The 24,612-nt window shown below is 68.8% G+C and carries 19 protein-coding genes and 4 pseudogenes; 9 read left to right on the top strand and 14 right to left on the bottom strand.

Annotated features, from left to right (window positions below):
* Nucleotides 1-920: 920 nt before the first annotated feature.
* From ACIBVL_RS24875 to ACIBVL_RS24860, 4 genes are read left to right on the top strand one after another with little or no spacing between them, the layout of a single operon-like run.
* The gene (locus tag ACIBVL_RS24875) at nucleotides 921-1,664 is read left to right on the top strand and encodes a hypothetical protein (RefSeq protein ID WP_399099880.1); all 744 of its coding nucleotides are present in this window, start codon (nucleotides 921-923) and stop codon (nucleotides 1,662-1,664) included.
* A 45-nt stretch (nucleotides 1,665-1,709) separates the two neighbouring features.
* Nucleotides 1,710-3,137, top strand: a complete 1,428-nt coding sequence (locus ACIBVL_RS24870; protein ID WP_399099877.1) for an FAD-dependent oxidoreductase — start codon at nucleotides 1,710-1,712, stop codon at nucleotides 3,135-3,137.
* The gene (locus ACIBVL_RS24865; RefSeq protein WP_399099875.1) at nucleotides 3,134-4,369 is read left to right on the top strand and encodes a beta-ketoacyl-[acyl-carrier-protein] synthase family protein; all 1,236 of its coding nucleotides are present in this window, start codon (nucleotides 3,134-3,136) and stop codon (nucleotides 4,367-4,369) included. The genes ACIBVL_RS24870 and ACIBVL_RS24865 overlap by 4 nt, the downstream gene beginning before the upstream one ends.
* On the top strand, nucleotides 4,366-5,208 hold the full coding sequence (locus tag ACIBVL_RS24860; RefSeq protein WP_399099873.1) for a cupin-like domain-containing protein: 843 nt from the start codon (nucleotides 4,366-4,368) through the stop codon (nucleotides 5,206-5,208). The genes ACIBVL_RS24865 and ACIBVL_RS24860 overlap by 4 nt, the downstream gene beginning before the upstream one ends.
* Nucleotides 5,209-5,390: 182 nt before the next feature.
* On the opposite strand, the gene ACIBVL_RS24855 is transcribed toward ACIBVL_RS24860, so the two are convergent.
* From ACIBVL_RS24855 to ACIBVL_RS24835, 5 genes and pseudogenes are all read right to left on the bottom strand, one after another.
* Nucleotides 5,391-6,356 (bottom strand): polysaccharide deacetylase family protein, encoded by a 966-nt coding sequence (locus ACIBVL_RS24855; protein ID WP_399099871.1) that lies wholly within the window; start codon nucleotides 6,354-6,356, stop codon nucleotides 5,391-5,393.
* Between the two features lie 27 nt (nucleotides 6,357-6,383).
* The gene (locus tag ACIBVL_RS24850) at nucleotides 6,384-7,358 is read right to left on the bottom strand and encodes a glycoside hydrolase family 11 protein (protein WP_399099869.1); all 975 of its coding nucleotides are present in this window, start codon (nucleotides 7,356-7,358) and stop codon (nucleotides 6,384-6,386) included.
* 547 nt (nucleotides 7,359-7,905) lie between these two features.
* Nucleotides 7,906-8,813: pseudogene (locus ACIBVL_RS24845) on the bottom strand (transposase); the annotation flags it as partial.
* Between the two features lie 273 nt (nucleotides 8,814-9,086).
* Complete coding sequence (locus ACIBVL_RS24840) at nucleotides 9,087-10,472, bottom strand: DUF4157 domain-containing protein (RefSeq protein ID WP_399099867.1); 1,386 nt, start codon at nucleotides 10,470-10,472, stop codon at nucleotides 9,087-9,089.
* A 390-nt stretch (nucleotides 10,473-10,862) separates the two neighbouring features.
* Nucleotides 10,863-11,116: pseudogene (locus ACIBVL_RS24835) on the bottom strand (IS1380 family transposase); the annotation flags it as partial.
* A gap of 314 nt (nucleotides 11,117-11,430) precedes the next feature.
* On the opposite strand from ACIBVL_RS24835, the pseudogene ACIBVL_RS24830 reads away from it, so the two are divergent.
* A pseudogene (locus tag ACIBVL_RS24830) lies at nucleotides 11,431-12,031 on the top strand (transposase family protein).
* A 138-nt stretch (nucleotides 12,032-12,169) separates the two neighbouring features.
* On the opposite strand, the gene ACIBVL_RS24825 reads toward ACIBVL_RS24830, so the two are convergent.
* Nucleotides 12,170-13,099, bottom strand: coding sequence for an NADP-dependent oxidoreductase (locus ACIBVL_RS24825; protein WP_399099865.1), 930 nt, complete (start codon nucleotides 13,097-13,099; stop codon nucleotides 12,170-12,172).
* Nucleotides 13,100-13,191: 92 nt separating this feature from the next.
* Between ACIBVL_RS24825 and ACIBVL_RS24820 the strand changes: the two genes are divergently transcribed.
* Entirely contained in the window at nucleotides 13,192-13,572 is a 381-nt protein-coding gene (locus tag ACIBVL_RS24820; RefSeq protein WP_399099863.1) for a winged helix-turn-helix transcriptional regulator, read from the top strand.
* Between the two features lie 27 nt (nucleotides 13,573-13,599).
* Here the strand turns inward: ACIBVL_RS24820 and ACIBVL_RS24815 are convergent.
* Both ACIBVL_RS24815 and ACIBVL_RS24810 read right to left on the bottom strand, forming a co-directional pair.
* Nucleotides 13,600-14,412: pseudogene (locus ACIBVL_RS24815) on the bottom strand (integrase core domain-containing protein); the annotation flags it as partial.
* 101 nt (nucleotides 14,413-14,513) lie between these two features.
* Nucleotides 14,514-15,596, bottom strand: coding sequence for a hypothetical protein (locus tag ACIBVL_RS24810; RefSeq protein WP_399099861.1), 1,083 nt, complete (start codon nucleotides 15,594-15,596; stop codon nucleotides 14,514-14,516).
* A gap of 128 nt (nucleotides 15,597-15,724) precedes the next feature.
* Here ACIBVL_RS24810 and ACIBVL_RS24805 point away from each other — a divergent pair, with 128 nt between their 5' ends.
* The 3 genes from ACIBVL_RS24805 to ACIBVL_RS24795 all read left to right on the top strand — a co-directional run bounded on the left by ACIBVL_RS24805 (nucleotide 15,725) and on the right by ACIBVL_RS24795 (nucleotide 18,459).
* A complete protein-coding gene (locus ACIBVL_RS24805) occupies nucleotides 15,725-16,288 on the top strand; it encodes a TetR/AcrR family transcriptional regulator (RefSeq protein WP_399099858.1) in 564 nt (187 codons plus the stop codon).
* Between the two features lie 764 nt (nucleotides 16,289-17,052).
* The gene (locus tag ACIBVL_RS24800) at nucleotides 17,053-17,724 is read left to right on the top strand and encodes a hypothetical protein (protein ID WP_399099856.1); all 672 of its coding nucleotides are present in this window, start codon (nucleotides 17,053-17,055) and stop codon (nucleotides 17,722-17,724) included.
* A gap of 219 nt (nucleotides 17,725-17,943) precedes the next feature.
* A complete protein-coding gene (locus ACIBVL_RS24795; RefSeq protein WP_399099854.1) occupies nucleotides 17,944-18,459 on the top strand; it encodes a GNAT family N-acetyltransferase in 516 nt (171 codons plus the stop codon).
* A gap of 922 nt (nucleotides 18,460-19,381) precedes the next feature.
* On the opposite strand, the gene ACIBVL_RS24790 is transcribed toward ACIBVL_RS24795, so the two are convergent.
* The 6 genes from ACIBVL_RS24790 to ACIBVL_RS24765 all read right to left on the bottom strand — a co-directional run bounded on the left by ACIBVL_RS24790 (nucleotide 19,382) and on the right by ACIBVL_RS24765 (nucleotide 24,277).
* Nucleotides 19,382-20,401, bottom strand: a complete 1,020-nt coding sequence (locus tag ACIBVL_RS24790) for an AAA family ATPase (protein WP_399099852.1) — start codon at nucleotides 20,399-20,401, stop codon at nucleotides 19,382-19,384.
* Nucleotides 20,398-20,772: a hypothetical protein gene (locus tag ACIBVL_RS24785; RefSeq protein WP_399099849.1), complete on the bottom strand. Its 375-nt coding sequence runs from the start codon at nucleotides 20,770-20,772 to the stop codon at nucleotides 20,398-20,400. The genes ACIBVL_RS24790 and ACIBVL_RS24785 overlap by 4 nt, the downstream gene beginning before the upstream one ends.
* Nucleotides 20,748-21,920 carry a hypothetical protein gene (locus tag ACIBVL_RS24780; RefSeq protein WP_399099847.1) on the bottom strand — a complete coding sequence of 391 codons (1,173 nt, stop codon included), beginning with the start codon at nucleotides 21,918-21,920 and terminating at the stop codon, nucleotides 20,748-20,750. Before ACIBVL_RS24780 ends, ACIBVL_RS24785 begins: the two co-directional genes overlap by 25 nt.
* Nucleotides 21,917-22,573 (bottom strand): TnsA-like heteromeric transposase endonuclease subunit, encoded by a 657-nt coding sequence (locus ACIBVL_RS24775; RefSeq protein WP_399099845.1) that lies wholly within the window; start codon nucleotides 22,571-22,573, stop codon nucleotides 21,917-21,919. Before ACIBVL_RS24775 ends, ACIBVL_RS24780 begins: the two co-directional genes overlap by 4 nt.
* A 296-nt stretch (nucleotides 22,574-22,869) precedes the next feature.
* Nucleotides 22,870-23,643: an SDR family NAD(P)-dependent oxidoreductase gene (locus ACIBVL_RS24770; RefSeq protein ID WP_399099843.1), complete on the bottom strand. Its 774-nt coding sequence runs from the start codon at nucleotides 23,641-23,643 to the stop codon at nucleotides 22,870-22,872.
* Between the two features lie 55 nt (nucleotides 23,644-23,698).
* On the bottom strand, nucleotides 23,699-24,277 hold the full coding sequence (locus ACIBVL_RS24765) for a TetR/AcrR family transcriptional regulator (RefSeq protein WP_399099841.1): 579 nt from the start codon (nucleotides 24,275-24,277) through the stop codon (nucleotides 23,699-23,701).
* Nucleotides 24,278-24,612: the final 335 nt, after the last annotated feature.

Genomic DNA, 24,612 nt, shown 5'->3' with positions numbered 1-24,612 from the left:
ATCAGGCCGGCGAGGGAGGAACGTGGGCCTCCATCTCGTCGGCCGGCCAGACGGCGGAGGTGCCAAGGGCCCGCCTGCCAACAGCACGGGCCGGCGGATCGGGGCACAGCGGTGGTCGGCCAGGTCCGCCCCGTCCCGTCCCGTCCATGTGGCGGTACCGGTTCAGGGCTCCGGCCGGACCGGCGCCTTCGAACTCCCCGGCGCAGGCGTCGAATTCATGGCCGCCGCGCCGGGACGGCAGACACCTCGCCGGGAATCCGTCGCGCATCCTCCCGCCCCCGGCGACGAGGTGCAGGGCGGGGGCGCCGGGTCGGGGCATGGTGTCGGCCGACAGGCCGGCATGGAAGCCCGCGGGCCAGCCGCGCACATCGGATTCGATCCCCGCCTCGGCGCGGCCGGGACGCCTGCTCCACGCACTCGTCATGGCGCACCCGGCACCCGGCCCTACGGTGGCGCCATGGGCGGCCGGAGACGAACGAGGCCGAGGCCATCGACCGGCTCGCCGGCGGCACCTACCTCCAGCGCAATCCCCATGTCGGCGACGTCAGGCAGGCGTTCATCGTCGGCGTGGTGACCGGCTCCCGCGCCGCTGCCCGCATGCTGCTGCTCGGCAGGTGCAACGACGGAGGCCGCCTTCAGTGCGACCGTCCGCAGCATCGCCCTGGCCCGGGCGGCGGATGTTGCGGTCGCCGGGCCTGCTCCCGAGGCGGGCGGTGAAGCCGACGGCGGGCGACCGTGGTGGCAAGTGGCGGCGTCGGCACGGCGTGCGGCTTGCCGGAAATCACCAGGACCGCACGTATAGCGCTCACGGTGAACGGGTGGTGAATTTCGACGGCACTACCTATGGGTAGCATTCCCCGAACGATCGGTCGGCTGCAATCCTCGGCGCGGATGTCGTCCCCGTGCGAGGAGAACGAGAAATGAGCATCACTGACCCCGTCCGACTGTCCGGCAGCAGCGCTGGAGGCGAGGTCGCGTCCATGGAGTGCGCCCAGGTCCGTTTCCTCTCCGTGACGGACGTGGAATCACTCGTGACCCTCGAAGAAAGCACATGGGACGAGGACCAGGCCGCTTCGGCGGGGGAACTCGCTGCTCGCATCCAGGCGTACCCGCAGCTCGGTATCGGCGCCTTTACGGCCGACGGAGTGGCGCTGGCGTCGCTCTTCATGAAGCCGATCACGGTCGAGGAGTTGCGCGCGGCGGCCACCTGGTCCGACTGTGCCGAGGTGCGGACCCCCGCCCCGGCGCGTACCCGGTCCCTGTTCGGCATAAGCCTGAGCAGCATCGACGCGGATGCCGTGACGGCCATATTCGAGTTCTTCTGGCCTTATGCACTGAAGGGTGGATGGCGTGACATCTATCTCGGCTCCCCCATGCCGGGCCTGAGGGGCTGGATGAAAGCAAATCCGGAAGGATCGCCGGATTCGTATATGCGTGAGAAGCGTCATGGGCTGCCGCGCGACCCGCAACTGCGCTATTACCACGGCAAAGGCTTCAGGGAAATCCTGGAATGCAAGCCCGGATATTTTCCCCACCCGGCCTCGCTCGACCATGGAGCCGTGATCCGCGGGCGTATACCGCTGGCGGCAGGCGCCCCGTTGTGGCGTCTCGTGCCGCTCTCCTGGCTCCACCTGATGCGCTCCACGCTTTTCCGGCTCGTCTAGCAGCCGCGGGCTCGGGTCCGAGGAACAGGCAGGGAAAGATTGAACGTGAACAAGGCCGACAGCCGGGCCGGGACGGCGCCGGATGCGGATGCGGTGGTCATCGGGGCGGGTATGGCGGGTCTGCTGGCCGCGACGGTCCTGAGCGGATCCGGTCGTACGGTGACCCTCCTCGAACGGGACCCGGCCACCGCGGCCCCCGTGCCGCGCAAAGGTGTCCCCCAGGGCCGCCAGCCGCAGGTGCTCCTGCACCGGGGGCTGTGCGAGATCGAGCAGTTGCTTCCGGGATTCCGCCGACAGGTGATCGCCGCGGGCGGAGTGCCGCTGGACACGGGCAACCTCGCTTGGCTCGGTGAACGTGGCTGGGCCCCCTTCGGCACGCCCGCCTTCGAACTGGTCTCGGCCACGCGCCCGTTGGTCGAGCACCTGGTGCGGGAGAGGGTGACCGCGCTGCCCGGGGTCGCACTGGTGAGGGGTGCCCGCGTCCGCGGCCTGAACCGCCCTGCCGACGGCACCGGTTGGCTCGTCGAACGCCACGGTGTCCCGTCCGTCAGAGCAGACCTCGTCGTGGACACGTCCGGGCGCGGCTCCCGGCTGCCCCAGTGGCTGATCCGACGAGGGCTCGGCGAGGTGCCCGCCACCACGGTCGACGCCGGATTCGGCTACGCGGGCCGCGTCTACGCCGCCCCACCCGACCACTTCGGCCGCGTGGCGGGCGTCGTCGTCCTCCCGACACCGAGCGTCCCGGCCGGGGGCGTGGCTCTTCCCGTCGAGGGCGGACGCTGGCTGGTCGCCGCCGTGGGCGCCGCGGAACACCGCCCTCCCCGGGATCCGGAAGGCTTCCACGCTTTCCTGGCCGGCCTGCGCGACCCGGTGCTCGCCGACTTCACCGGACGCGCCCGTCCGCTGGGCGACATCGCCGTCCACCGCCGCACCGGCAACCTGCGCCGGCACTACGAACGCATGACGAGGTGGCCCGACGGCCTCCTGGTGCTGGGTGACAGCCTCTGCGCATTCAACCCGGTGTACGGCCAGGGCATCACCGTGGCCGCCACGCAGGCGCTGCTCCTACGACGGGCGCTGGCCAGGGGTACCGGGCCGGGCTGGGAGCACCGGCTGATACGACGGCTCGCCCGCGCCGCCGATCTCCCCTGGGCCCTCGCGACCGGCGAGGACGTGCGCCACATGGGCGGCGGTGACCGCCGGCGCCCGGGCGTGGACGCGCTGTTCAGCCGCTGGTCGGCCGAGGTCGACCGGCTCGCCGCGCACGGCAATGTCCGGGCCCAGCGCACCCTCGACAGCATCTACCACCTCGTCGGCTCACCAGCCCGGCTGTTCGACCCCGCGCTGATCGTCTCCGCCGTCAAAGGACGCCTCATGGGTCTGCCCGCTCCCTCTCCCCGTCCGCCCCTCGGCGACGGCGACCGCACCGCGCCGCTCGGCAGAGCGGGCTCGCTTCAGGAGAACAACGGATGAACGCCGTCGTGACCGGACTCGGTGCCACCACACCCCTGGGCGGGGACCTGCCCAGCACCTGGTCCGCCCTGCTGGCCGGAGAGTCGGGGGTCTCCCGGATCGAGGACGCCTGGGCCGGGACGCTCCCGGTGCGGATCGCGGCCCGCCTGCGGGTCGAGCCCACCGAGGTCCTGGACCGGATGGAGGCCCGTCGGCTGGACCGCTGCGAGCAGGTCGCCCTGATCGCCGCCCGTGAGGCCTGGGCCGACGCCGGCCGCCCCCAGGTGGACCCCGAGCGGTTGGCCGTGGTGATCGGCACCGGCACCGGTGGCGTCCTCACGCTGCTCGGCCAGGACGACGTCCTGGAACGCTCCGGCGCACGGCGGGTGTCCCCGCGTGCCGTGACGATGCTGATGGCCAACGGGCCGGCGGCCGTTGTCAGCCTGGAACTCGGTGCGCGGGGCGGTGCCCACACACCCGTCAGCGCCTGTGCCTCCGGCGCGGAAGCCATCGCCCTGGGACTGGACCTGATCCGGCTCGGCCGCGCCGACGTGGTGGTGGCGGGTGGCGCCGAGGCCTGCGTCCACCCCCTCCCCCTCGCCGGCTTCGCCCAGGCCATGGCGCACTCCACCCGCAACGACGACCCAGCGGGGGCCTCCCGGCCGTTCGACGCCACCCGGGACGGCTTCGTGATCGGCGAGGGTTCGGCCGTGGCCGTTCTGGAACGCGCCGAGTTCGCAGCCGCACGCGCCGCCACGGTGCACGCCACCCTGGCCGGCGCGGGCATCACCTCCGACGCGCACCACATGACGGCGGGGCACGCCGAGGGCCAGGTCCGCGCCATCCGCCGGGCACTGGCCGACGCCGGTCTCCGCGCCGGCGACATCGATCTCGTCCACGCCCACGCCACCTCCACCCCGCATGGTGACCTCACCGAGGCCCATGCGATCAGCGAGGCCATCGGCCTGCACGCCGCCGTCACCGCCACCAAGTCCATGACCGGCCACCTCTTCGGCGCCGCCGGTTCCCTCAACGCCCTGGCCGCGATCCTGGCCCTGCGCGACCAGGTCGTCCCGCCGACCATCAACCTGCGGGAGCAGGATCCGCAGATCAAGCTGGACATCGTCACCGGTGGCCCCCGCGAGGTGCGGGCCGGCGCGGCGCTCGCCGACTCGTTCGGCTTCGGCGGCCACAACGCCTGCCTCGTCTTCCAGCGCGAAACCGGCGAGCGCGGCCAGGGTGGACCGTCATGAGCGCGCCGGCTCCTTCACCGCCGGCCCGGGACGGCGGCGGCCCGGTGCCGTGGGCGGACCGTGGAGCCGCCGCGCACTGGCCGGCCGTCCGGACATGGGATTTCGACAGACTCGCGGAGGTCGTCCCGGAGCTGCCCGTGACACTCGTGGTGGGAGAACGAGAGCGCGGCCGGACCCGGGTGCGGACCACGTACCTGGCGGCCTACCTGCGTGCGCTGGGCACGCACGAGGACAGCGTGCGCGGGCTGTATCTGAAGGAGTTCGACCTCCTGCGGGCCGCACCCGCACTCCGGGACGACCTGTGCCCGCAGGAGTTGTTCCCCCGCGGTGCCGTGACCTCCAGCAGCGCCTGGATCGGGCCCACCGGCGCCCGTACCGGCCTGCACTACGACCTTCTGGACAACGTCGCCGTGCAGCTGGTGGGACGCAAGCGGTTCCGGCTGCTGCCGCCGGGAAGCGTCCAGCGGGTCGGTGCCCTGTCCCCCCGTTACGACAAGTGGGCACGGCTGTCCCGGCTGACCGCCGAGGAGGTGACACAGCAGGAGGCACACCGGGCCGCGGGCGGACCCGGCGTCCTCACGGTCGATCTCGACCCGGGTGATGTACTGCACGTGCCGGCGGGGTGGTGGCACGAGGTGGAGAACCTCAGTCCCGGCGTGCTGTTGAGCGGCTTCCACGGTGTCCAGCCCACGGTGGGCCTGCTGTGGATGAGGGAATCCGCGCGACACGCCGCACACCTTGTGCGCATGGTGGGCCGCAACGGCTGCACCTGTCACTCCGACGCCGAAACCGCACACCGCCCAGAACGCCACCCCACCGACCGGCACGAACAGCCCTGACCACGCGAGGTGTCCGACCGCGGCATGGGCCTTGCTTCAAGGGTCCTGGGACCGGCGGCCCGGAGGGCTGCTCCTGCAGTTCCCTCCCCAGTCACCGCCGAAAGCCGTAACGAGAGCATCCTCGTCCCGTTCGTAGTGCTCACGGTGCGGCGCGGCAGCTGCGGGCCACCGCGCCGCCCGGGTCAGCTCGCGGTGCAGGAGACGGTCGGCCAGGTCCAGTTGCCGTTGTGCTGGATGGTCACCCCCCAGCTGTTGCCACTGCCGTTGGGTTTGGCGGTGAGTACCTGGGCGCTGGGGTAGGTGGCGTTGATGTTCCAGGTCGAGAGGACCTTCGCGGGGGACGGCACGTTCATGGTCACCGTCCAGTTGCTGGAGCCGGTGACCGCGACGTTGAGGTTGTACCGGTCGCTCCACTGCTGACCGGCGGACAGGGTCGCGCTGCAACCGCCCCCGCCGCCCCCTCCCCCGCTGTCGCCGGGGGCCACGGCGCGTCCGGTCTGTGGGGAGATCTTGCCCGCGCAGAGTCCACGAGCGGCCAGTCCCTGGGCGATGCGCGGAATCGCGGCGAGTGTGTTGGCGGGCCAGTCGTGCATAAGGATCACCTGGCCGTTGGTGAGCCGGTCGGCGGCCGCGACGATGGCGTCGGTGCTGGCGTTGTTCCAGTCCTGAGAGTCGACGTCCCAGATGATCTCGGTCAGACCGTACTTGGCCTCCACAGCCTTCACGGTCGCGTTGGTCTCCCCGTACGGCGGCCGAAACAGCACCGGAGTGCCGCCGCCTGCGTTGGCGACGGCTTGCTGGGTCCGGGAGATCTCCGAGTCGATCGTGGCCTGGCTCTGCTGGGTCAGATGCGGGTGCGTGTAGCTGTGGTTGCCGACCCACATCCCGGCGTTCACCTGGGCCCGTACGAGGGAGGGGTTGGCGGCGGCGTACTGGCCCTGGTTGAACATGGTGGCCCGCAGCCCGTTCTGCGTGAGGGCGTTGAGCAGGGCGGAGGTGCCGGCGCCCGGGCCGTCGTCGAAGGTGAGGCCGACGTACCCGTTGCAGACGGCGGCCTGAGCCGGGGCGGGGGTGCCTAGGGTCAACGCGCCCGCGGCGGCTGTCGCGAGGGCGGCGGCCAGGATCGTGCTACGCGGTCGGGATGTCATGGGGGCTCCAGCCTGGGGGTCGGGGGGTCAGCTCGCGGTGCAGGAGACGGTCGGCCAGGTCCAGTTGCCGTTGTGCTGGATGGTCACCCCCCAGCTGTTGCCACTGCCGTTGGGTTTGGCGGTGAGTACCTGGGCGCTGGGGTAGGTGGCGTTGATGTTCCAGGTCGAGAGGACCTTCGCGGGGGACGGCACGTTCATGGTCACCGTCCAGTTGCTGGAGCCGGTGACCGCGACGTTGAGGTTGTACCGGTCGCTCCACTGCTGACCGGCGGACAGGGTCGCGGTGCAACCGCCCCCGCCGCCCCCTCCCCCGCCCGAACTGGTGCCGTCAACCGTGATGTTGGAGTTTCCGCTGCTCTGGTATCCCTCGGTGGCGAGGATCATGTAGTAGCTGAAGCTGCCCAGGGTCAGTCCGGCACGGGCCCAGGCGTCGAAGTGGTTGCCGGTGGTGATGGTCCCGCCCGTGCGCTTCGACTGCCGGACGCTCCAGTACTGGTCGAAGGTCTTGGTGCCCTCGACGGACGGGGCGTTGTACCGCGTTGTCTTGTAGATGTCGTACGTGCCGCCGTCGCTGGTGACGGTGCCCAGGAACGTGCCCGTGGGCCGGTAGGTGCCCCAGTTGTCGACGATGTAGTACTCGACGAGCGGGTTCGACGTCCAGCCGTAGAGCGCCAGGTAGGCATTGCCGGAGGGGTTGAAGCTGCCCGAGTAGGTCACGGTCCGGCGGGCGCCGGTGCTCCAGCCCTTGCCGGCCACGAAGTTGCCGGTGTTGCTCCACGAGGTGCCGTAGTTGCCTCCGGAGCCCAGGTTCATGGACACCGTGCCCTGGCTGTCCGTCCAGAACGAGTAGTAGTAGCCGTTGTCGGTGCCGGTCTGGTTCGTGGTGACGACCGTGTCGGCTTGCGCGGTGCCGGGCAGGGTCAGTGCGGCCACGGCGACCAGCAGCATGGTGCAGACGCCGCTGATGAGCAGCCTGAGTCGGTGTGCGGGTGCGTTGGGCATGTGCGTGTTGCCTCCTCGTCCTCGTGGGCCGATTTCCGCGACAGTGTTGGGCGGGGCGCAATGACTGTCAATAGTTTCGTTAACGACTCCGAAACATTCGAAAGGCCATAAGGGATATCACTGCTGCTCAGTGGCACCTAGGCGTAAAAAAATCCAGACTGAAAATGAATGAGATCAGATCCTAGATCATTTACCGAAGAGCAACTGTCGAATGTTTCGAAGCGTTCGCCGGTCTTTGCGGTGCTACCCGAAGGGGCTGGTCGCCTTCGCGGTCGGGGCTGCGGCCAGGGTCTGTGGAGGGGCCGGCCGCCTGGCCGCGGTCCTGCACGGACCAGCGGCCGGCCACGCCTCAGCCTCGATCCACCGACTGATTCGTGGACGACCTTCTGAGTGATGTGTGAGCCGGGTTCGGAGCGGTGGTCGTCGCTGGGCAGGCGGCAGCTGCTGGTCTGCCCAGCTTTTCCACGTTTCGGTTCCGGTTGGGCCCTGGCGGGTGGGATGGGTAGGGGCTGTCAGGCGGGTTCGGGTGGAGCGTGGATGGTGTCGAACGCGTCCAGGTATGTCGCCAGGGCCAGTCGCGGGGCAGGTGCAGGGTGATGCGTCGTGCGGAGCGGGCGATCCTGGCGGGGACGTGGATGAGGTGGGCGCGCAGGGTGGCGGTGGTGGCTTTGGTGGGGAAGGCGGAGGTCAGGGTGCCTGTGGCCCGCAGGAGGTTGTAGGCCATCGCCCACAGGGTGAGCCAGGCGGCGATGACACCGGCGTTGCAGAACTGCGAGTCGGCGCGCAGGATGCGCAGGCCGGTGCAGCCGGCCTCGTGGGCGGTGGCCAGTGCCTCGCTGACGAATTTCGGGGCGCCGCGGGAGTCGGCTGCTTTGCCGCGGCGCATCCGCACGGTGGCGATCATTGGCCGGGAGGTGGGGGTGCAGATGGTGGCGAGCAGAGGGTGCAGGGTGCGGATGCCCTTGAACCGGCCGTACTCGGCGCCCTGCTTGGTGCGGCCGTGGACGCGTTTGTGGTGGAGCCGACGTCGATGAACGCCTTCTCGTCGGCGCCGCGCAGCAGCGGGGTACGTGCGGCGAGTGCGGCCAGGAATCTGCGGTGCACGGCATGGAGTTGGAGGGCGTGTCCGTGGGTGAACGCGCGCAGGAACGCGCCGAGCGTGGAGGGGGCGCGGATCCCGCCGAATAGGGCCGGCATCGCACCATGCCGCAGGACGTTCAGGTCGTCGATGCTGTCCGCACCCGCGATCATTCCGGCCATGATGCTGGTGACCTTGGCCTCCGCCGCCGCACCCGCGCTGTTCTTCGCTCCGCCCAGTTTCACCTTGTCCGCCACCAGACGGGCAAGCCCGCATCGCTCGGCCAGCCGCATCGCCGGGACCAGCCCGGCATACGCGACCAGGTTCGTGTCATCGAACGCGGCGGACACCGCCGAAGCCGCTTGGGGAGATTGCATCTCGCGGATGCACTCCGATTCTGTGGACATGCAACCCTAGGAAGTCCCATCAGCCCAGTTCAGAGGGCATCCGCGTCTTCATGCCCAAGCCCTGGACCAGCTGTTGCCCGGTGGATCGGGCCCGGCCGCAGCAATGCGGCCGGGCTACCCGACACGGTCTTCCACCCGGATCACGGGGCGTAGAGAACTCCATGATCTTGGGAACACGTGCCTGTCTCGTTCCCGGAGGGCCTTGGCCCCTGTGTCCTACGGAAAGAGGTCGTGACGCAGCTTCTACTGTTTCTTCCCCTTGTAGAAGTGGTTCTCCTCTATGCGCGCGTTCATCTGTTCAAGCGGCCTTTCGATTTCCTGGTCGTACTTGGGATCACCCTTTCCGCGCTGATCATGGAAGCGCAGAAGGTAATCTGCAAGCGCTCTCACGGCTTTATCTCGGCTCTTGTACGGGGCATCGTCCACAAGTTTGAGATCCTGACTGATCTCCTTGAGTTTCCAGCCTGACTTATCCTTGGGATTGTCACTGGTCTCTGTGTACAGCGGGTGCCAGATTATTTCGATGGCGGGATTGAGCTTCATGAGGTTCCGCAGGGTCGGGATCTCGTCCTGGAAGAGGACAGTGTCTGGGTTGTACACCCGCAGGAAAACGTGAACGGGACCGTTGGCCTTCATTGCGTAGGCCTCGGAGAGGGCGTTCCATAGGGGTGACTTGAGCTGCCAGGTATTCGTGAGAGCCAGAGCGTTCATCACGGCGCCAGCCGGAGTGTATTCCAGTGGACAGTAGCCCTTGGCGCGGGCGTATTGACCCACTTCGATGCCTCCCGACCACAGGGCCATCGGGGCGTCCAATCCCATATGATTAGCCAACAATTCCTTCAGTTTGCCATAGAAGGCGTTACTGTTGATAACCTTCCGTTGCTCTCCCCTTGGGGCGGTCTCCGCCGCGTCATTGAGGTCTCCCTGTGCGTGAAGTCCCGACATTACGAGCTGCCAAGCCCGTCGGTACACGAAATTCTGCACACCGGCGTCCTGCATGAGTTTTGCGAACTTGGGCCACTCCTCGTGGCCTTCCGGATTCTGCCATTTGTGCAAGGTGTCACTGTCTGAGCCATCCCCCGCACGCTGCACTGTGCCGGACTCTGTGTTTTCCTTCGCGTCGGCGGCCGTCTGATGCGGGGCGCACTGTAGGGGTGCCGATCCCGTCATGACCCGTGTCGCATTGGCTTCGGCTTCGCGTTCGAAGCGGTCGGAGGGGTCGGAGATTTTCAGACCCGCCCCGTTGTCAGTGCCGGCGACGGGTCCTTGGCGCTGTTGGACGACGTGGGTGAGTTCGTGGGCGAGGGTGTGCTTGTCGGCGCCGCCTTCGCCGATGACGATGTGATTGCCTGAGGTGTAGGCGCGGGCGCCGATTTGGGCCGCGGACTCCTTCGCGGCGCTGTCCTCATGGACGCGGACGTCGGAGAAGTTCTGCCCGAGGCGGGCTTCCATCTCGGTGCGGGTGGTGTCGTCGAGGGGCTGGCCGCCGGTGCGGAGGACGTCGTGGACGGCGGAGCGCTGCACAGGGGCCTGTTCGGTCTGCTGATGGCCGCAGCCGGCGCCGTGCTGGTGCTGAGCCCAGGGGTGCCCTGACTGACGGAGCATCTGGACGACGGCCGCGTTGCCCAAGGTGCCCTGCAGAGCCAGGAGGGATTGGGGGGACACTCCGACGCCGGGACTCGGCGCTTTCGGGCGCGTGCGGGCTGGTGCGCGGCTGGGCCCGGCATTGTCGCGATGGGAGGCTGTTTCGTGGGCGTGCATCGGGGGCCTTCCAGGTCCGGAGTCGTAGTGAGACGCCACCGCCCCCGTGAGGAGCCACGGGGAGGGGCGGAACGCTGGGTGTGCACAAGAGCTACGAGCAAGGTCCCGGGATCGGTTCACCGCATCCCCCCACCATGCCGTTGGTGGACCAGCCGGCTCACTCCAGCGGGTGAACTGTGACGCGTGGGCAGCGCGGCCCGAGGCTGCGTACATCGCTGCACTTTTGAATCAGGCAGGAGTGAACGGATGGAAACGGGCCCGCGCGGGCAGGTGCAGGGTGATGCGTCGTGCGGAGCGGGCGATCCTGGCGGGGACGTGGATGAGGTGGGCGCGGTGGTGGCTTTGGTGTGGAAGGCGGAGGTCAGGGTGCCTGTGGCCCGCAGGAGGTTGTAGGCCATCGCCCACAGGGTGAGCCAGGCGGCGTTGGCGTGGAAGTGTGCCGAGGGCAGGTGGGCGAGGGCGGAGTTCTTGCTGTCGGCGATGACCTGCTCGACGACGGCGTGGTGGCGGTGTAGAAGCTTCAGGAGGTCCAGGTCGAGCGGGACGAACTGGCGGTCGCGGAGCGGGTGTTGCATCGTCCGGCCGAGCAGGCCCAGGCAGACGCCGACGCCGAGGCGGCCGAATCCGCCGCTCAAGTGTCGGCGAGGGTGGCCGGGCGGGCGGTCCTGCTCATCCCGCACGGCAGCGACGCGGCCGACGAGGGTGCGCTGCCCGGCGACTACCGCAAGATCCTCGCAATCGTGCGGGAGGCCGACTCCCGGTGCAGGTCAGGGCGGTCGGCGAGCGGCTGGGCCTGGACACAGAAGTGCGCGGCAAACTGGAGCCGATGCGCGCGAAGATGACCAAGCTCGCCGACCGCGGTTGGCTGCACAAACGGCCCGATCGGGCACTGCCCGCCGGGAAGATCGCCACCATCGTGCTGGCGGTGCCGCGCTGTGACAGCGGCCCGGCGATCTCGCCGACGGGAACGGGGTGCACCGCACCACCGTCACTCGCTGGGTGCGCAAGGTCGTCGGCCTGCTGGCCGGCCGCGCCCCACGCCTGGACCGGGCCCTGAAGAAGATCGTCCGGAAGGGTGGCGGGGTCATGCTGCAGATCACCGCCTGCCGCCACGACAAGCTCACCACCAAGCTGCGGGCGGCCGGGCTCGGCGCCATCGCCGACCTGGGGTTCGTCGGCCTCGACGACAGCAGTCCGGACGCCGACCCGGCGGTGATCACTGGCTGCAAGGCGGCCGGAACAGGCCCCTGACTCGTGGTCAGAAGCTGTCCAACAAGGTGCTGGCCGCGGTGCGGGGCCCGGTCGAGCACGGCTTCGCCCATCTCAAGAACTGGCGCGTCCTCGGCAAGGTCCGCACAGACCCGAGGTGGGCGACCGCGCTGGTGCGGGCCCTGCTGGTGTTGACGTACCGGGAAGTGGCCCGCTGACGGATGACCTTGTCGGTGGACTACCGCTCCGGACCTGCCCGAGCTTCCTGATGCCTACGCACACCAGGCCCACTGACGTGCAGTTTTTATACGTACGGTCTCGGTGGGGCCTCGCTCACGCGAGGCCCCACGACGGGATCAGACGGTGAGGACAAGCTTGCCCTGGAGGTGACCGCCATCGAGCAGCCGGTGTGCGTCGGCGACGCGCTCGAACGGGAACGTCTCCTGCACGTGGACCCGGAGCCTGCCCTGTTCAACGAGTTCGACGAGACCTCGCAGGGCGACCGGATCGGGGTCGACCGCGATGCCACTGAAGCGCATGCCGGCCGCCTCGTACTTGGCGATGAGCTCCGAATCCTCCTCGGCGACCGCCGTCACCAGGTGACCGCCCGGGCGGAGCACTTCGAGCGAACGCTCGACGGTGTCGCCGCCGATCGTGTCGAGCACGACGTCGATGTCGCGGACCGCCTCGGTGAAGTCGACCGCCGTGTAGTCGATCACCTCGTCCGCGCCGAACTCCTCGACGAACTTCCGTTTGCTCCCGCTGGCGGTCGCGATCACGTGCGCGCCGAACGCTTTCGCGATCTGGATCGCGACGTGGCCGACCCCGCCACCACCGCCGTGGACCAGGACGCGGTCGCCCTCGGTCACGCCGCCGAGGTCGACGAGGCCCTGCCACGCCGTCAGCCCGACGAGCGGCAGCGCCGCCGCCTCGACGTGCGAGAGCGACGCCGGCTTGCGGACCAGGTGCACCGCCGGCGCCGACACTACCTCGGCGTACGCGCTCGCCGCCCGCGGGAACAGCGGCATACCGAACACCTCGTCGCCGGGCCTGAACCGCCACGTCTGCGGCCCCTCCTCGACCACCCCGCTGATGTCCCAGCCGAGGACGAACGGCGTCCGGCCGAGCAGCGGGAACTCGCCGGCGCGCAGGCGCGCCTCCAGCGGGTTCAGCCCGATCGCCTTGACACGCACGAGGACCTCGGTCGGAAGGGGCTGGGGCTCGGGCACGTCCACGATGGTGAGCACCTCGGGACCGCCGAGCGTCTCCTGGGTGATGACTCGCATGACTCTCCTGGCTTTTTTGGAGGGAGCAGAGAACCCAGGCTATGAATTTGATAGGAACCAGCAGGTACCTTCGGCGCAGGTACCTTTGGCGCATGAGCGGTTTCGGTCCCGGTGATCCCTTTCTCGCCGACTGTCCGGCGCGTCTGGCGGTCGAGCTGATCGCCGACAAGTGGACGGTGGTCGTGCTCTACGGCCTCAGCAAGGGCCCGGTGCGCCATGGCGAGCTGATCGAGCTGATCGGCGGCATCTCCCGCAAGATGCTCACCCAGACGCTCCGACGGCTCGAGGCGCACGGACTCATCCTCCGCCACGCCTACGCCGAGGTCCCGCCACGCGTCGAGTACGAGCTCACCCCGCTCGGGGCGACCCTGATCGATCCGATCCACATGCTGACCGAGTGGGCGAGGGCGAACGGCGACGCAGTGCTCGATGCGCTCGACGCCGATCCCGAGCCGGTCGCCCATAGCGACTGAGGTCCCCGCTAGGTGTATTGACCCGGCGTTGTTGACGCGGCTGATGGGCGGTTGACCGCCGAGCGCGGTATGGCACCGGTGGTAGTTGTAGGTGTGCAGGAAGTCCGCCAGGCCCTCGGTGCGTTCGGCGTTGCTGGTGTACGGGCGCACATACGCCCATTCGTCGAGCAGGGTGCGATTCAGCCGCTCCACCTCGCCGTTCGTCTGTGCACGATACGGTCGGGTGCGCTTGTGGATGATGCCGGCCGCGCTCAGTGTCCGGCCGCACAGCGGGGACCGGTAGCAGGAGCCGTTGTCTGTGAGGACACGCTCGACGGTGATGCCGTGCGCGCTGAAGAACGCGTTCGCCCGCTGCCAGAATGCGGTGGCGGTTTCCTAGCGTTGGTCGGTGAGAACCTCGCTGTAGGCGAGCCGGGAGTGGTCGTCGATGGCGGTGTGGATGAAGCTGTAGCCGATCACGGGACTACCGCCCTGGCCCGTGGGCCGGTCCATCCAGCGCAGTCGGTTCAGGCCGTGCCGGGTCAGGACGCGGTGGACCGTTGAGACGGGTATTCCCAGGACTGGGCCGATGCGGGCGGGACCGAGTTTCCTCTCGCGTCGCAGCGCGCAGATCTTGGCCTCGGTATCGGGTGCCATGCGATGTGGGGTGGTCCGGGGCCGACTGGGGCGGTCGTGCAGGCCAGCATCGCCTTCGGTTCGCCAACGACGGACCCCCTTGTGGGCGGTTGTTCGGGAGATGCCCATCTCGTCGGCTACGTGGGCGACGGGCCTGCCGGCTCGGACGCGGTCGACCAGGAGTCGTCTGCCGTGGATGGTCAACCGCGCGTTGGGATGGGACACAGAGACCTCGCGGATCTGGTCGGCGTTGGGTCGCAGACGCCCCGGCCGCCCGCCTGGTCCAGGGGCAGTGCGGTTGGGTGAGGTGGGGCGTCTGCGAGTCTTCAGTCGAGGAGGAAGGTGCCTCCGGCGGCGATGGCGACGTCGGGGCCGAGGGCGGCTGCTGGGGTGTACGCGCCGGGCTTGCCTTCCCCCTTGGCGAGTCGGACGGCGACCTCGGTGGCTACGGCGGCGGTGTAGTCCATGCCGTCGTCGGCCCGCAGCCAGCCTTCGCGGCGAGTGCCGTCAGGCCAGGTGATGACCGCGTGGCCCCAAGAGTGCCGGCGGGGGCGGGGTGCGGCCTTGAGTTTGATGCTGGCCATCTGGCGTACGGCGAAGCCCGCCAGCGCGGGGATGGACATCAGCCTGGCGGCCAGAGGGAGGATGGCCCGCACGATGGGTGAGGTGGGGGCCAGAGCGGTGGTGACGGTGACCGAAGGTGCTTTGCTGGCTCGGTGAGCGGCGAGCAGCTCGGCACTGGGAGCACCGGCAGACTTGACCTCCTGCCCGTCGGGCAAGGCGAGGTGCTGAGGGTCGGCGCCGAGGCGTGCGGTGACCATGTGGCCGCCCTGGTAGCGGCGTCCGCCGGTGGTCATGGAGTCGATGACGGAGGCGGCGAAGCCAGCGCCCATGACACCGGCTTCGGTCGCTACCGAGGCGAGGGCGTCGACGCGTACGGCAGCCGGGGTGGGGCGGTTCTCGCACAGCTTGACGACGACGGCTTCGGTGGCCAGGACGCCGAAGCCAGAGCCGGTCACCAGTGTGCTGCCGCGCTTGACGGCTTCCTCGTGCAGTTCGAGCAGGCGGGACACGGCGGTCAGGTCGGCGGCCAGGTCCAGGTAGTGGCCGCCCGGCATGCACGCGCGGGCGAGAGTGGTCGCGGTGTCGGCGTAGTTGCCGATGGCGTTGAAGACCACGGTGGGCCGCTGCTGGGTGATTTCGGCAGTGATGGTGTCGATGCTGTCGGCAATGACCACCCGCAGGCCGAGGTCCTCGGCCGTCTTGCGCAGCCGGTCGCCTTCGCGCCCGACCAGCACCGGACGCAGTCCGCAGTCGACAAGTCGTGTGGTGACAGCGCTGCCGATGCGACCGGCCGCCCCGAGGATCCAGACCTCGCCTGAGCGGGTGTGGTGCGTGGTGTCGGGCATGGGAACTCCTCATTCCGGGGTGCAGACGCCCACCGAGGTGGCCTGCACTCCGACGGTGATGTCTCAGTGTGTCATCACTACAGTACCAGCCGATGACACACTGAGACATCGGTTGCTATTGTCAGACCATGGCGAGATGGGATCCCGGCACCGAAGGGCGCCTCGTGCAGGCGGCGCTGGAGCTCTTCACGGAGTGCGGCTACGACGACGTGACCGTGACGCACATCGCGGAGCGGGCCGGGATCACCCGTCGCTCGTACTTCCGCTATTTTCCGGACAAGCGTGAGGTCCTGTTCGCGGGCTCGGACAAGCTGCCTCCAGCGTTGGCGGAGGCCGTGCTCGCTGCGGACGAAAGTGCCGCTCCGCTGCCTGCGGTCCTCGACGCCTTCGCCCAGGTCGGAAGCCGCCTTGTCGACATCATCGACCACGCGACCGAGCGCCGTGCCGTGATCGACGCCAGCCTGGAACTCCAGGAGCGGGAGCGCACCAAGCTCGCCGCGCTTGCCGATGCCGCCCGCAAGGCCCTGCGCAAGCGCGGCGTGCACGACGATCACGCGAAGCTCGTCGCTCAGATCGCCACGATCGCCTTCCAGAACGCCTTCGAACGGTGGCTGGACGCCCACGGCGAGCGGGACTTCGCCTCTTGCCTCCAGACCATCACCGACTCGCTCCGCAGCGCCCTGCCGACGTAGCAGCCGCGGAGTCAAGGGCGTTCAGAGTGTGTCCCTCACTCGCGAGGAAGCCGCAAGGACTCAACTGTCAACTACGCTCGTGATCAATACAGCTAGGGCACTGAGTATCCACTCGGCCGCTACTCGGTATCGCTCCGGCCGCGCTCGGTCTCAGGCTCTCGATGCGTTGGACGATCTGCCACATCGGGGTGGTGGTCCTGGCGCGCCCTCCCGCGTTCTCACGGCGTGCCGACCTGCTGACGGATCGTGGGCGGGGGCCGGTCGCGGGCGCAGCCGAACCCGACATCCCGCTGGAACCGGACCTGCCCGATGATCTACGCCGTGGTCATCGGCCCCGACCGGCACGAGTATCCAATTCGCCCTTCACACCAGACCCGTGACCTGCGACGCCACGATGCACCCCGCTTGGCGGGGTACGTGCGGCGAGTGCGGCCATTGCATCTGCGGTGCACGGCATGGAGTTGGAGGGCGTGTCCGTGGGTGAACGCGCGCAGGAACGTGCCGAGCGTGGAGGGGGCGCGGATCCCGCCGGATAGGGCCGGTGTCCTCTGACATCGAAGTTGGATCGTTTGCCATCGAAGTTGGACTGGTCGGACGGTGGTGTGTCGTGACGCGATGGGTGTTACCTGGTCCGGGTTTCTGCCATCTGTCGTTGGCGATCATCTGCGACTCTTCGGGATGAATCTCACCTCGGCTGGGCCGCGAGGTCCGCCGCTTGGCGAACGCGCGATCTGTTGTCAGTGGGGTGCGCTTGGATAGGCCGCATGACTGTTCACGACGTTGCCGAGGCTCTTCCTGATATCGCGACGCTGCGGGATAGGTGTCGGTCGATAGCCATGCTGGAGGCTGTGCTGAACCCTGACGGTGAGTGCTACTACTCATTCAGCCGGGCCTGGTCCGAGACGGAAGAGATCGCCTCCATGCGCAACGGCTCGGGGGACGAGTTCGATGTCATCTTCTCGCCGGCGGGCGCGTATGTCCGAGGGTTCGACCACGAGTCGGAGATGAGCCCATACGTCGACGACGCACCCTGGCCAGGCGTAGTGGACTCGGTCCCCGAGGTGTTCCGCAGTTGCGTCGAAGAGCCGGCCTTCACAGACGACGGAATGCCCAGGGTGACGGCTTGCATGTGGCGTGAGGCGGGAAGCGAGCACTGGCAGGCAGGAGAGATTGACTTCCCTGAAGACAACGCCGACCCTGACGGTTCTGGTTGGCTGTTCCACCTGCTGGTCGACCCATCGCCCCAGGCATTCCAGAAGTTCGCGGAGGACTACTACGAGATCCCGGTCGACATCCACGCGGTGCGCCACGTATACGCCCTTCGCCCACTGACCCAGGACGTGGTCACCGCATTGAACGACAAGGCGTCCCTGGCCGACATTGCCGACGCAGCCGCCGCGATCGGCTATGCCGTCGCAACCGGCTCGGCTCCCTGACCTGAACCTGCCGGAGGGGCTTCGAGGATGCGGAGCGCGCCTGTCAGAGCGCCTTGAGCAACTTCGCCAGTCCTCTTGACGGCAGTCATCAAGACTTCCCCAAGTACGGCCAGCCTGAGGTAACTGGCCGTAGTCGGCTTGTCGTGCGCACTTTTGAGTCGTCGCCCCCAGCAGCGGCCAGGTTCGCGATGCGCCTCGCGCGGCTGACAGACTGCGCAGATGATCGACGATCTTCCCGCTGGCCTGAGGGCTCGACACCTTGCCGATGAAGACCATCTCCGCGTGCTCGCCGTACTGGACACGTGGTGGGATGGCCTGAAGGGGGAGGCAGGGGCGACGGAACGTGCGCTGCTTCTGCCCCGGCTGTACTTCCAGCACTTCACCACCACCAGTTTTCTGGTCGAACGCGGCAGTGGAGAAGTTGCCGCCTTCCTTATCGGTTTCCTGTCGCAGACAGAGCCCGAAACCGCCTACGTGCACTTCGTCGGCGTCGACCCGGCGCTGCACGGGCAGGATGTCGGGCGTGCCCTCTACCGGTCCTTCTTCGCGCTCACTCGGTCACACGGGCGCCGTTACGTGCACTGCATCACCAGCCCGGAGAACACTGCGTCGCGGGCATTTCACACCCGACTCGGCTTCACGGCCTCAGCCGTGAAGCCGGACTACGACGGCCCCGGACTCGACCGGGTGGCGTTCACCATCGACCTTTCCGCGGAGCCGGTGGCCATCCCCTAGCGGAACGATGCCCCGGTCCATCGCCAGGTACCCGCCGACTGCGGTGACCCACCGTCACATTCGCGGCCAGTTAACTCCCCGCTGACTGGCCGCGAGCGGGGAATCTGAACTGGCCACCTACATCCTCTGACAGTGAAGTTGCATCAGGGAGCTAGCGAGTCTGCAGCGAGTCGCGCCGCTCGTCGACGGCGAGAGGCTCGTGCCTTGCAGGTCGGTGAGCACGTCAGGCGCACTTGTCGGCTGCCTGGTTCGAGCGGATCGCCGCATCCGGCGCAGGTCTTCGGCTGGCCTGGATAGGGGCCGTCTGGTGCCAGCGCGGTGGTGTGCCCTTGCCGCTTTCTCCATGCCCAGTCGCTGCAACGCTCGGAACAGTAGCGCCTGTTGATGACTCGGCCGATGGGTTTCTGGCAAGCCTCGCAGTTGGCGAGGGGGATGGCTTCTCGCTCGCGTCGTCGTTTCCTGTAGGCGGCCTCACGACATGCGTGTGAACAGTAACGACGTAGTTCTGAAGCTCCGACGGAGAGGCTTCGCTCGCAGTGGGCGCAGGAGATGCTGCGCTGCGGTTCGGGCTTCTCGGGAAGTCTTCTGCGGTAGCTCTTCGTGCGACAGGCAGCTGAGCAGGTGCGACGCTGATTGCTGCTCTCGATGGATATGGGAGAACCGCACTCCTTGCAGCGGCCATGTCCCAGGATGCCCCGCAGGTCGTCCACGTCTCGGCCAGTTGCGGCGGCCAGCCGTTCCCATTGGGGCTCGCCGCGGTGCCACGGCGGCTCCCGCAGAACGCGGCGCAGGTAGTCGGTCTTGAGGAAGTTCGCCTCCGCGAGCCGTTCGATGAACGATTCGCGGCCCTCGCCCGCAACGGGTCGGACCTGGAACGGGAGCGTGGTCAGCTCGGCTGCTGGCAGCGTGGGCTTGCTGCGGGTCACCGGTCGGTCGTCGCCGGCAGAGGGCGCGAGAACTGAGCGGCGGCGTCGAGTGGGATGGCCTGCAGTCCGCGTTTCGTGATCTTTTCGCTGCCGTCGAGGATCGCGTCGATCGCGGCGCCGCGGATCTGGTGGGAGAGCGCTCCGATCATTCCCCCGGTCTGGTCGTGGAGGAAGCGGTCGAGCTTGGCCAGGGTTCCGGGTTCGTGCTGGTGCAGCAGCAGAGTGCTTTCCAGCGTCTTGACCAGGCCTTTCCATTCGTTGTTGTAGGGGAAGGGGTGGGAGGGGATGAGGGTGAAGCGCCCGGCGATCTGGGCGCCTCGGGTGCCGGAGAGCAGGGTGCTGTGCTCGATGTCGATGCCCGCGTAGATGAACGTGGCCGGGATGCGCTCGGAGAAGTACTTGAGCGTGTCGGCGACCTCGGCGCCGTGCCGGGTGGTGAGCGAGATGTTGTGGAGCTCGTCGACCAGGACCAGGCCGGTGCGGGCCTTGGTGCAGACCCCGACGACGGCCTCGATGATGTCGGTGATGTTGAACTGGCGGGTCGTGGGCAGGCCCAGGAAGCGTGCGAACTCGGCTGCGATCATGCGGGGTGTGGCGGCCGGTGGGACGGTGACGTAGAGGACTGGGATCCGGTCGGGCGAATCAGGGTAGCGGGCCCTGTCCGAAAGCTCGTGGGCAAGTCCGAGCTGGGTGATCGCGATGGTCTTTCCGGTGCCGGCCGGGCCCGACACCATCAGACCGCGACGGGCGCTGATGGCGTGACGGTTCAGCACGATGAGCCGGCGTCCGCTGGTGACGGTGTGGCGGACTGTGGAGGTGGCCACTACTCGCAGGCGGGCGTGATGGTCCAGACGCACCTCGTCGTAGTGTTCGCGATCCGCTTCGTTGAGCGACGCGTACTCGCCTGCCGACAGCAGGACCGGTGGTGTCGGCGGGTCCTGCGTGAACTCCTGCCAGCCCGCCCGCGTGCTCAGGTGCCGCTCTGTGTCGGTGGCCAGGGTCTGCGACGTATTCATGTGCGCTTCCAGGGGTTCTCGCGGGGGTCGAACAGACCCAGGGGAATCACGTCGGCCAGAGGCTCCTCCGCATCAGGCGGCTCCTGCCTGGAGGGCTTGTCCAGCGGTTCGGGCTCAGGGGCCGGTGCAGGCAGCGGCAGCGGCGTCGAGGGACGGGCGGCCCTGGTCCGGGCCGCGACCCGGCGGTCCTTCTTCGAGCTCTTGGCCTGCTGCGTCTTCTCAGGCCCGGCGTGGGCTCGGGTCAGCAGGGCGGCGACCGCGTCGGCGATCTCGGCTTCGGTGGCGCCGGGCAGCTTGCGGGCTTCGTGGTCCCAGGCCAGCTCGCCGAAGGGCACCGGGTCCCGGTTCAGGTGCTTCCAGAAGGCCGGCACCCACTCGCCCCGGCCGCGGTGGTTGCGTACCCAGATCCGGGAGACGTCGTAGGGGTCGCGGTGCACCTCCCACAGACCCCTCTTCGCCGTGACGCCGGAGTTCTGGCGCCGCATCGGCCCAAGGTCGGCGCTGTTGTGGACATCTTCAGCGCGTCGACCCAGCCCGGCCGCATCGGCTCTGGGGTGACGGTGCGGGCCAGCAGCACGCTGGCGTCGACCGACTTCGTCGTGGGCCGCAGCACCGCCGCGGTCAGCGACCTCGTCGCGACGTCGATCATGGCCGTGAGCTCGACCTTGCCCACCACCCCGTTGTCCAGGAGAACCAGGACGTCGAGTGGGGTGGAGTCGATCTGCATCACCTCGCCCGGAGCGAACACTGCCAGCTCGCCGAACTCGCCGCTGGCGCCGTGGGCCCGGGACCTGCGGGTCGTGGCCGAGCTGAAGGTGTGGGTGTTCCGGGTGAGCTTGTCCAGCAGTCGGTAGAGGGTCCGCTCGGACGGCAGCTTGACCGCCCGGCCGGCGGGCGTCTGCCGGAGGATCTCGCCGGTCCGCCAGAGCAGGTACGTCCCCCGCCGGGTCGAGGCGTCCGTCGCCTCGGCGATGGCCTGCCGCATGGCCGCGACCACGGCGTCGTCCATGGACCCGAACTCGCGCTTCTTGCGGACCGGACGGTGGTCCGCGAGCCCGACGACTCCGTCGGCCTGGTATCGGCGCCGGTAGTTGGCGACCGTCTGAGCAGCGACTTTGTGCCCGGCAGCGGTCAGCTCGGCGGCCTTGGCCCGCTGCCGGGCCGTCAGTGAGCGGTCCGGCCCGTACTCGGGTCGCGGCGATGTCCCCGGCTCGGCGCCGGGCGGCAGCCCGTGCAGGACCTCCAGGATGTGCCCCTCCCACCACAGGGCCTTCTCCCTCACCGTCTTCGGGAATGTCTCCAGCAGCGAGGCCGCCGACAGCGGCTGGCGCACTGGGACGTCGACGACCGCGAAGTCCTCCCCCCGCAGAAGCGTGTCCAGCTCGACGGCGACCGCAGGTCCGTCCGTATCGGTCAGCGTGACCGCCGTCGTGGTCACCGCGGTCGCCGCGCGGACCTGCCCGGCGAAGCGGACCCAGGCCCCGACTTCAATGCCCGACGGCCGTCGCATCGCGCTCACCGGCTCCGTTCCTTCCAGACGGTGCTGTGGTCGTGCAGCAACTCGCCCCGCAGATCGGCGGTCAGAACACCGGACCACATCAGGTGGAACAGCACCGGCAGCACCATCAGCCGGTCGCCCGCCGCCAACACTCCTCCCACCAGTGGCGCGGGCTCCTCGAAGGCATCCAGCAGACGTGCCGTGATCAACCACCGCAGACACCGGCGCCGCCGGTAGCGGGCCAGCCACCGCACGTTCGCCATGAAGACCGGCTCAGGTGTCCCGGCCCGGACGAACTCCCGGCCCACCGCCCGGCAGGCCAGCTCCGTCGCCTCGAACGACTCGGCCGCAGCGTCATCGACCCGGTCGTCGGCCCGCACGTCCACGACGCGGCCGCGGCCGTCGGCGAGCCGCGCGAAGTAGTCGGGCGCGTGCCGACGCTGGCGGGTGCCGTCGTGCCAGTGCAGCCAGAACGGCTGCGAGGCGATCCCCACCACCTGCGGGTCGCGGTCCATCAAGATGAGCTGGTCCCGCTCCAGCCACGACTCGTAGCCGACGTGATCCCGGGACGTCGCGCAGTAGTACCAGCCTGCGAAGCTCTCGACACCCTTGGTCCAGCGGAAGTCCCGGACCGGCTCCACCGCCTCGAACGGCGTCCTCCACCCCTGACCCAAGGGCTGACGGCGCCGACGCCCATGCTCAAGAAAGTCCAGCTCAAAGGCCGATAACGCGGCGTCCCCGTACGCAAGAGCCGGTGCCCCCACCCTGCCCCCAGCTCTCTCGGTCCAACATCAATGGCAGGAACGTAGTGGTTGTCCAACTCCCCTGGCAATCGGTCCAGGTTCAGCGTCAGAGGACAGCCGGCATCGCACCATGCCGCAAGACGTTCAGGTCGTCGATGACCGGCCGTCACACTTGCGTGTGCCGCACGGCTCGAATGGGGTGGCGGCGCGGCTCAGTATGACTCAGCTCAGTGCGGCCAGGGGGCGGTGCCGCCGTCGACGCCGAGGGCCATGCCGGTGACGTAGCTCGCGCGGTCACTGAGGAGCCAGGCGGCGGCTTCGGCGATCTCGTCCGGCTGGCCAGGGCGGCCGAGGGCGGCGAGGGAGCTGAGGTGCTCGGCGATGCCTGGGTCGCGCTGCTGCCAAGCGACCATCATCTCGGTCATCGTGGCGCCGGGCGCGATCGCGTTGACACGGACACCGTCGCGGCCGTATTCGGCGGCGGCGGCTCGGCTCATGGCGATGACGGCAGCTTTCGTCGCCCCGTACACGCTCTGCCCGGGGGCGCCGAAGGTGCCACCGATGCTGCTGATGTTGACGATCGAGCCACCAGCGGTCCCCTGCGCGGTCATCGCCTGCAGTTCGGCGCGCATCGCCAGCCATACGCCCTTGAAATTGGTCTCGAGGACGGAGTCGAAGGTCTCGTCGGTGACCTCGGCGAGGCGGCCGCCGCCCTGGCTGCGGCCTGCGTTGTTCAGAGCGCCGTCGAGGCGCCCCCACTCCTCGACCGCGGCCGCGACGGCTCGCTGTATCTCTTCGGCGTCGGTGGTGTCGGCCTGAATGGCCAGGACGTTGCCGCCGTCGGCGGTGATGTCCTCAGCGACACGCTCGAGTTCAGGTTTGCGGCGGGCGGTGATGACGACGTTCGCGCTTTCGCGGGCGAACAGAAGCGCGGCGGACCTGCCGATACCGGACGAGGCGCCGGTGATGAGTATGGTCTTGCCTGCGAGCAGGTCAGTCATGGTTGTTGCTCCGTTGTAAGGGTTCTCGCTCGATCCGGGTCGGATCGCCAATTGGTCAGCCGCGTGCCGGGTCGGCGACGAGCGCCTTGATGAGAGCGTCGCGGACGACGACGGACGTCAAGTCGTTGTCGTCGCTGTCAGGGTTCGCGGCGACGGCATGGGCGACGCCGCGTAGGGCCGCGCGGAGCACGTTCGTCGCCAGCGCCGCGGTGATCCCGGGCCGGAGGGCACCTACTTGCTCAAGCTCGTCGAACCCGGCGCGCAGCAGTGCACCGCTTCGTTCAACCTGCCCTGGCAGCGGGCCCGATGTCGGGTACATCGCCGGGTAGAGACCCGGGTAGGCGAGCGCGAACGCGACGTGCGCGTCCCATCCGGCGGCGACGCGGGTGCGCGGATCCGGGTCATCCGTCGCGACGGCGTCCTTGCGGTGGAAGTACTCCTCGAACGCGATATCGACGACAGCGCGGATCAGTCCCGCCCGGTCGCCGAAGTGGTGGTACAGCGACGGAGCCTGTACACCCGCGGCGGCGCAGACCGCGCGCGTGGAGACCGCGTCGACACCGTCGCGCGTGGCGATCTCGAACGCCGCCGCAAGCATTCGCTCACGGGCATCACCGACCATGTTCTGTAGCACAGCTACAGACTATAGCACCGCTATAGACGCTGACCGGCCGGCACGCTCGCCCTGGACGTGGACACGCGCATCACGCTCGCCAACCCCACGTCGTTCACCTACCGGGCAACTGCTGGGAACGCTGCCGTGGCAGCCGCTTTCCTGGCTGAACACCGCTGCCTGCGCGGAGGCCTACCGCACCGCCGTGAGCAGCCGCGGGCCCTTCGCCCTGACCGTCCATCACCCACCGGACGGGTTGCTCGACTTCCGCCTCTACCCGGATGAAAGCGGCATGATTGCCCTCATCACCCCTCATTCCGATGAGAGCGGTCATTCCGATGAGAGCGGCCCGCCCC

The organism is Streptomyces sp. NPDC049687 (genome assembly GCF_044465285.1).
In the GTDB taxonomy this organism is placed as follows: Bacteria; Actinomycetota; Actinomycetes; order Streptomycetales; family Streptomycetaceae; genus Streptomyces.
The sequence above is the reverse complement of the archived record's forward strand: the minus strand, read 5'-3'. Positions and strand labels throughout refer to the sequence as shown.

Coding starts and splice junctions, on each gene's coding strand:
- ACIBVL_RS24875 (WP_399099880.1), top strand. CDS start 921: ATGAGCATCACTGACCCCGTCCGACTGTCCGGCAGCAGCGCTGGAGGC.
- ACIBVL_RS24865 (WP_399099875.1), top strand. CDS start 3,134: ATGAACGCCGTCGTGACCGGACTCGGTGCCACCACACCCCTGGGCGGG.
- ACIBVL_RS24860 (WP_399099873.1), top strand. CDS start 4,366: ATGAGCGCGCCGGCTCCTTCACCGCCGGCCCGGGACGGCGGCGGCCCG.
- ACIBVL_RS24855 (WP_399099871.1), bottom strand. CDS start 6,356: ATGACATCCCGACCGCGTAGCACGATCCTGGCCGCCGCCCTCGCGACA.
- ACIBVL_RS24850 (WP_399099869.1), bottom strand. CDS start 7,358: ATGCCCAACGCACCCGCACACCGACTCAGGCTGCTCATCAGCGGCGTC.
- ACIBVL_RS24825 (WP_399099865.1), bottom strand. CDS start 13,099: ATGCGAGTCATCACCCAGGAGACGCTCGGCGGTCCCGAGGTGCTCACC.
- ACIBVL_RS24820 (WP_399099863.1), top strand. CDS start 13,192: ATGAGCGGTTTCGGTCCCGGTGATCCCTTTCTCGCCGACTGTCCGGCG.
- ACIBVL_RS24810 (WP_399099861.1), bottom strand. CDS start 15,596: ATGCCCGACACCACGCACCACACCCGCTCAGGCGAGGTCTGGATCCTC.
- ACIBVL_RS24805 (WP_399099858.1), top strand. CDS start 15,725: ATGGCGAGATGGGATCCCGGCACCGAAGGGCGCCTCGTGCAGGCGGCG.
- ACIBVL_RS24800 (WP_399099856.1), top strand. CDS start 17,053: ATGACTGTTCACGACGTTGCCGAGGCTCTTCCTGATATCGCGACGCTG.
- ACIBVL_RS24795 (WP_399099854.1), top strand. CDS start 17,944: ATGATCGACGATCTTCCCGCTGGCCTGAGGGCTCGACACCTTGCCGAT.
- ACIBVL_RS24790 (WP_399099852.1), bottom strand. CDS start 20,401: ATGAATACGTCGCAGACCCTGGCCACCGACACAGAGCGGCACCTGAGC.
- ACIBVL_RS24770 (WP_399099843.1), bottom strand. CDS start 23,643: ATGACTGACCTGCTCGCAGGCAAGACCATACTCATCACCGGCGCCTCG.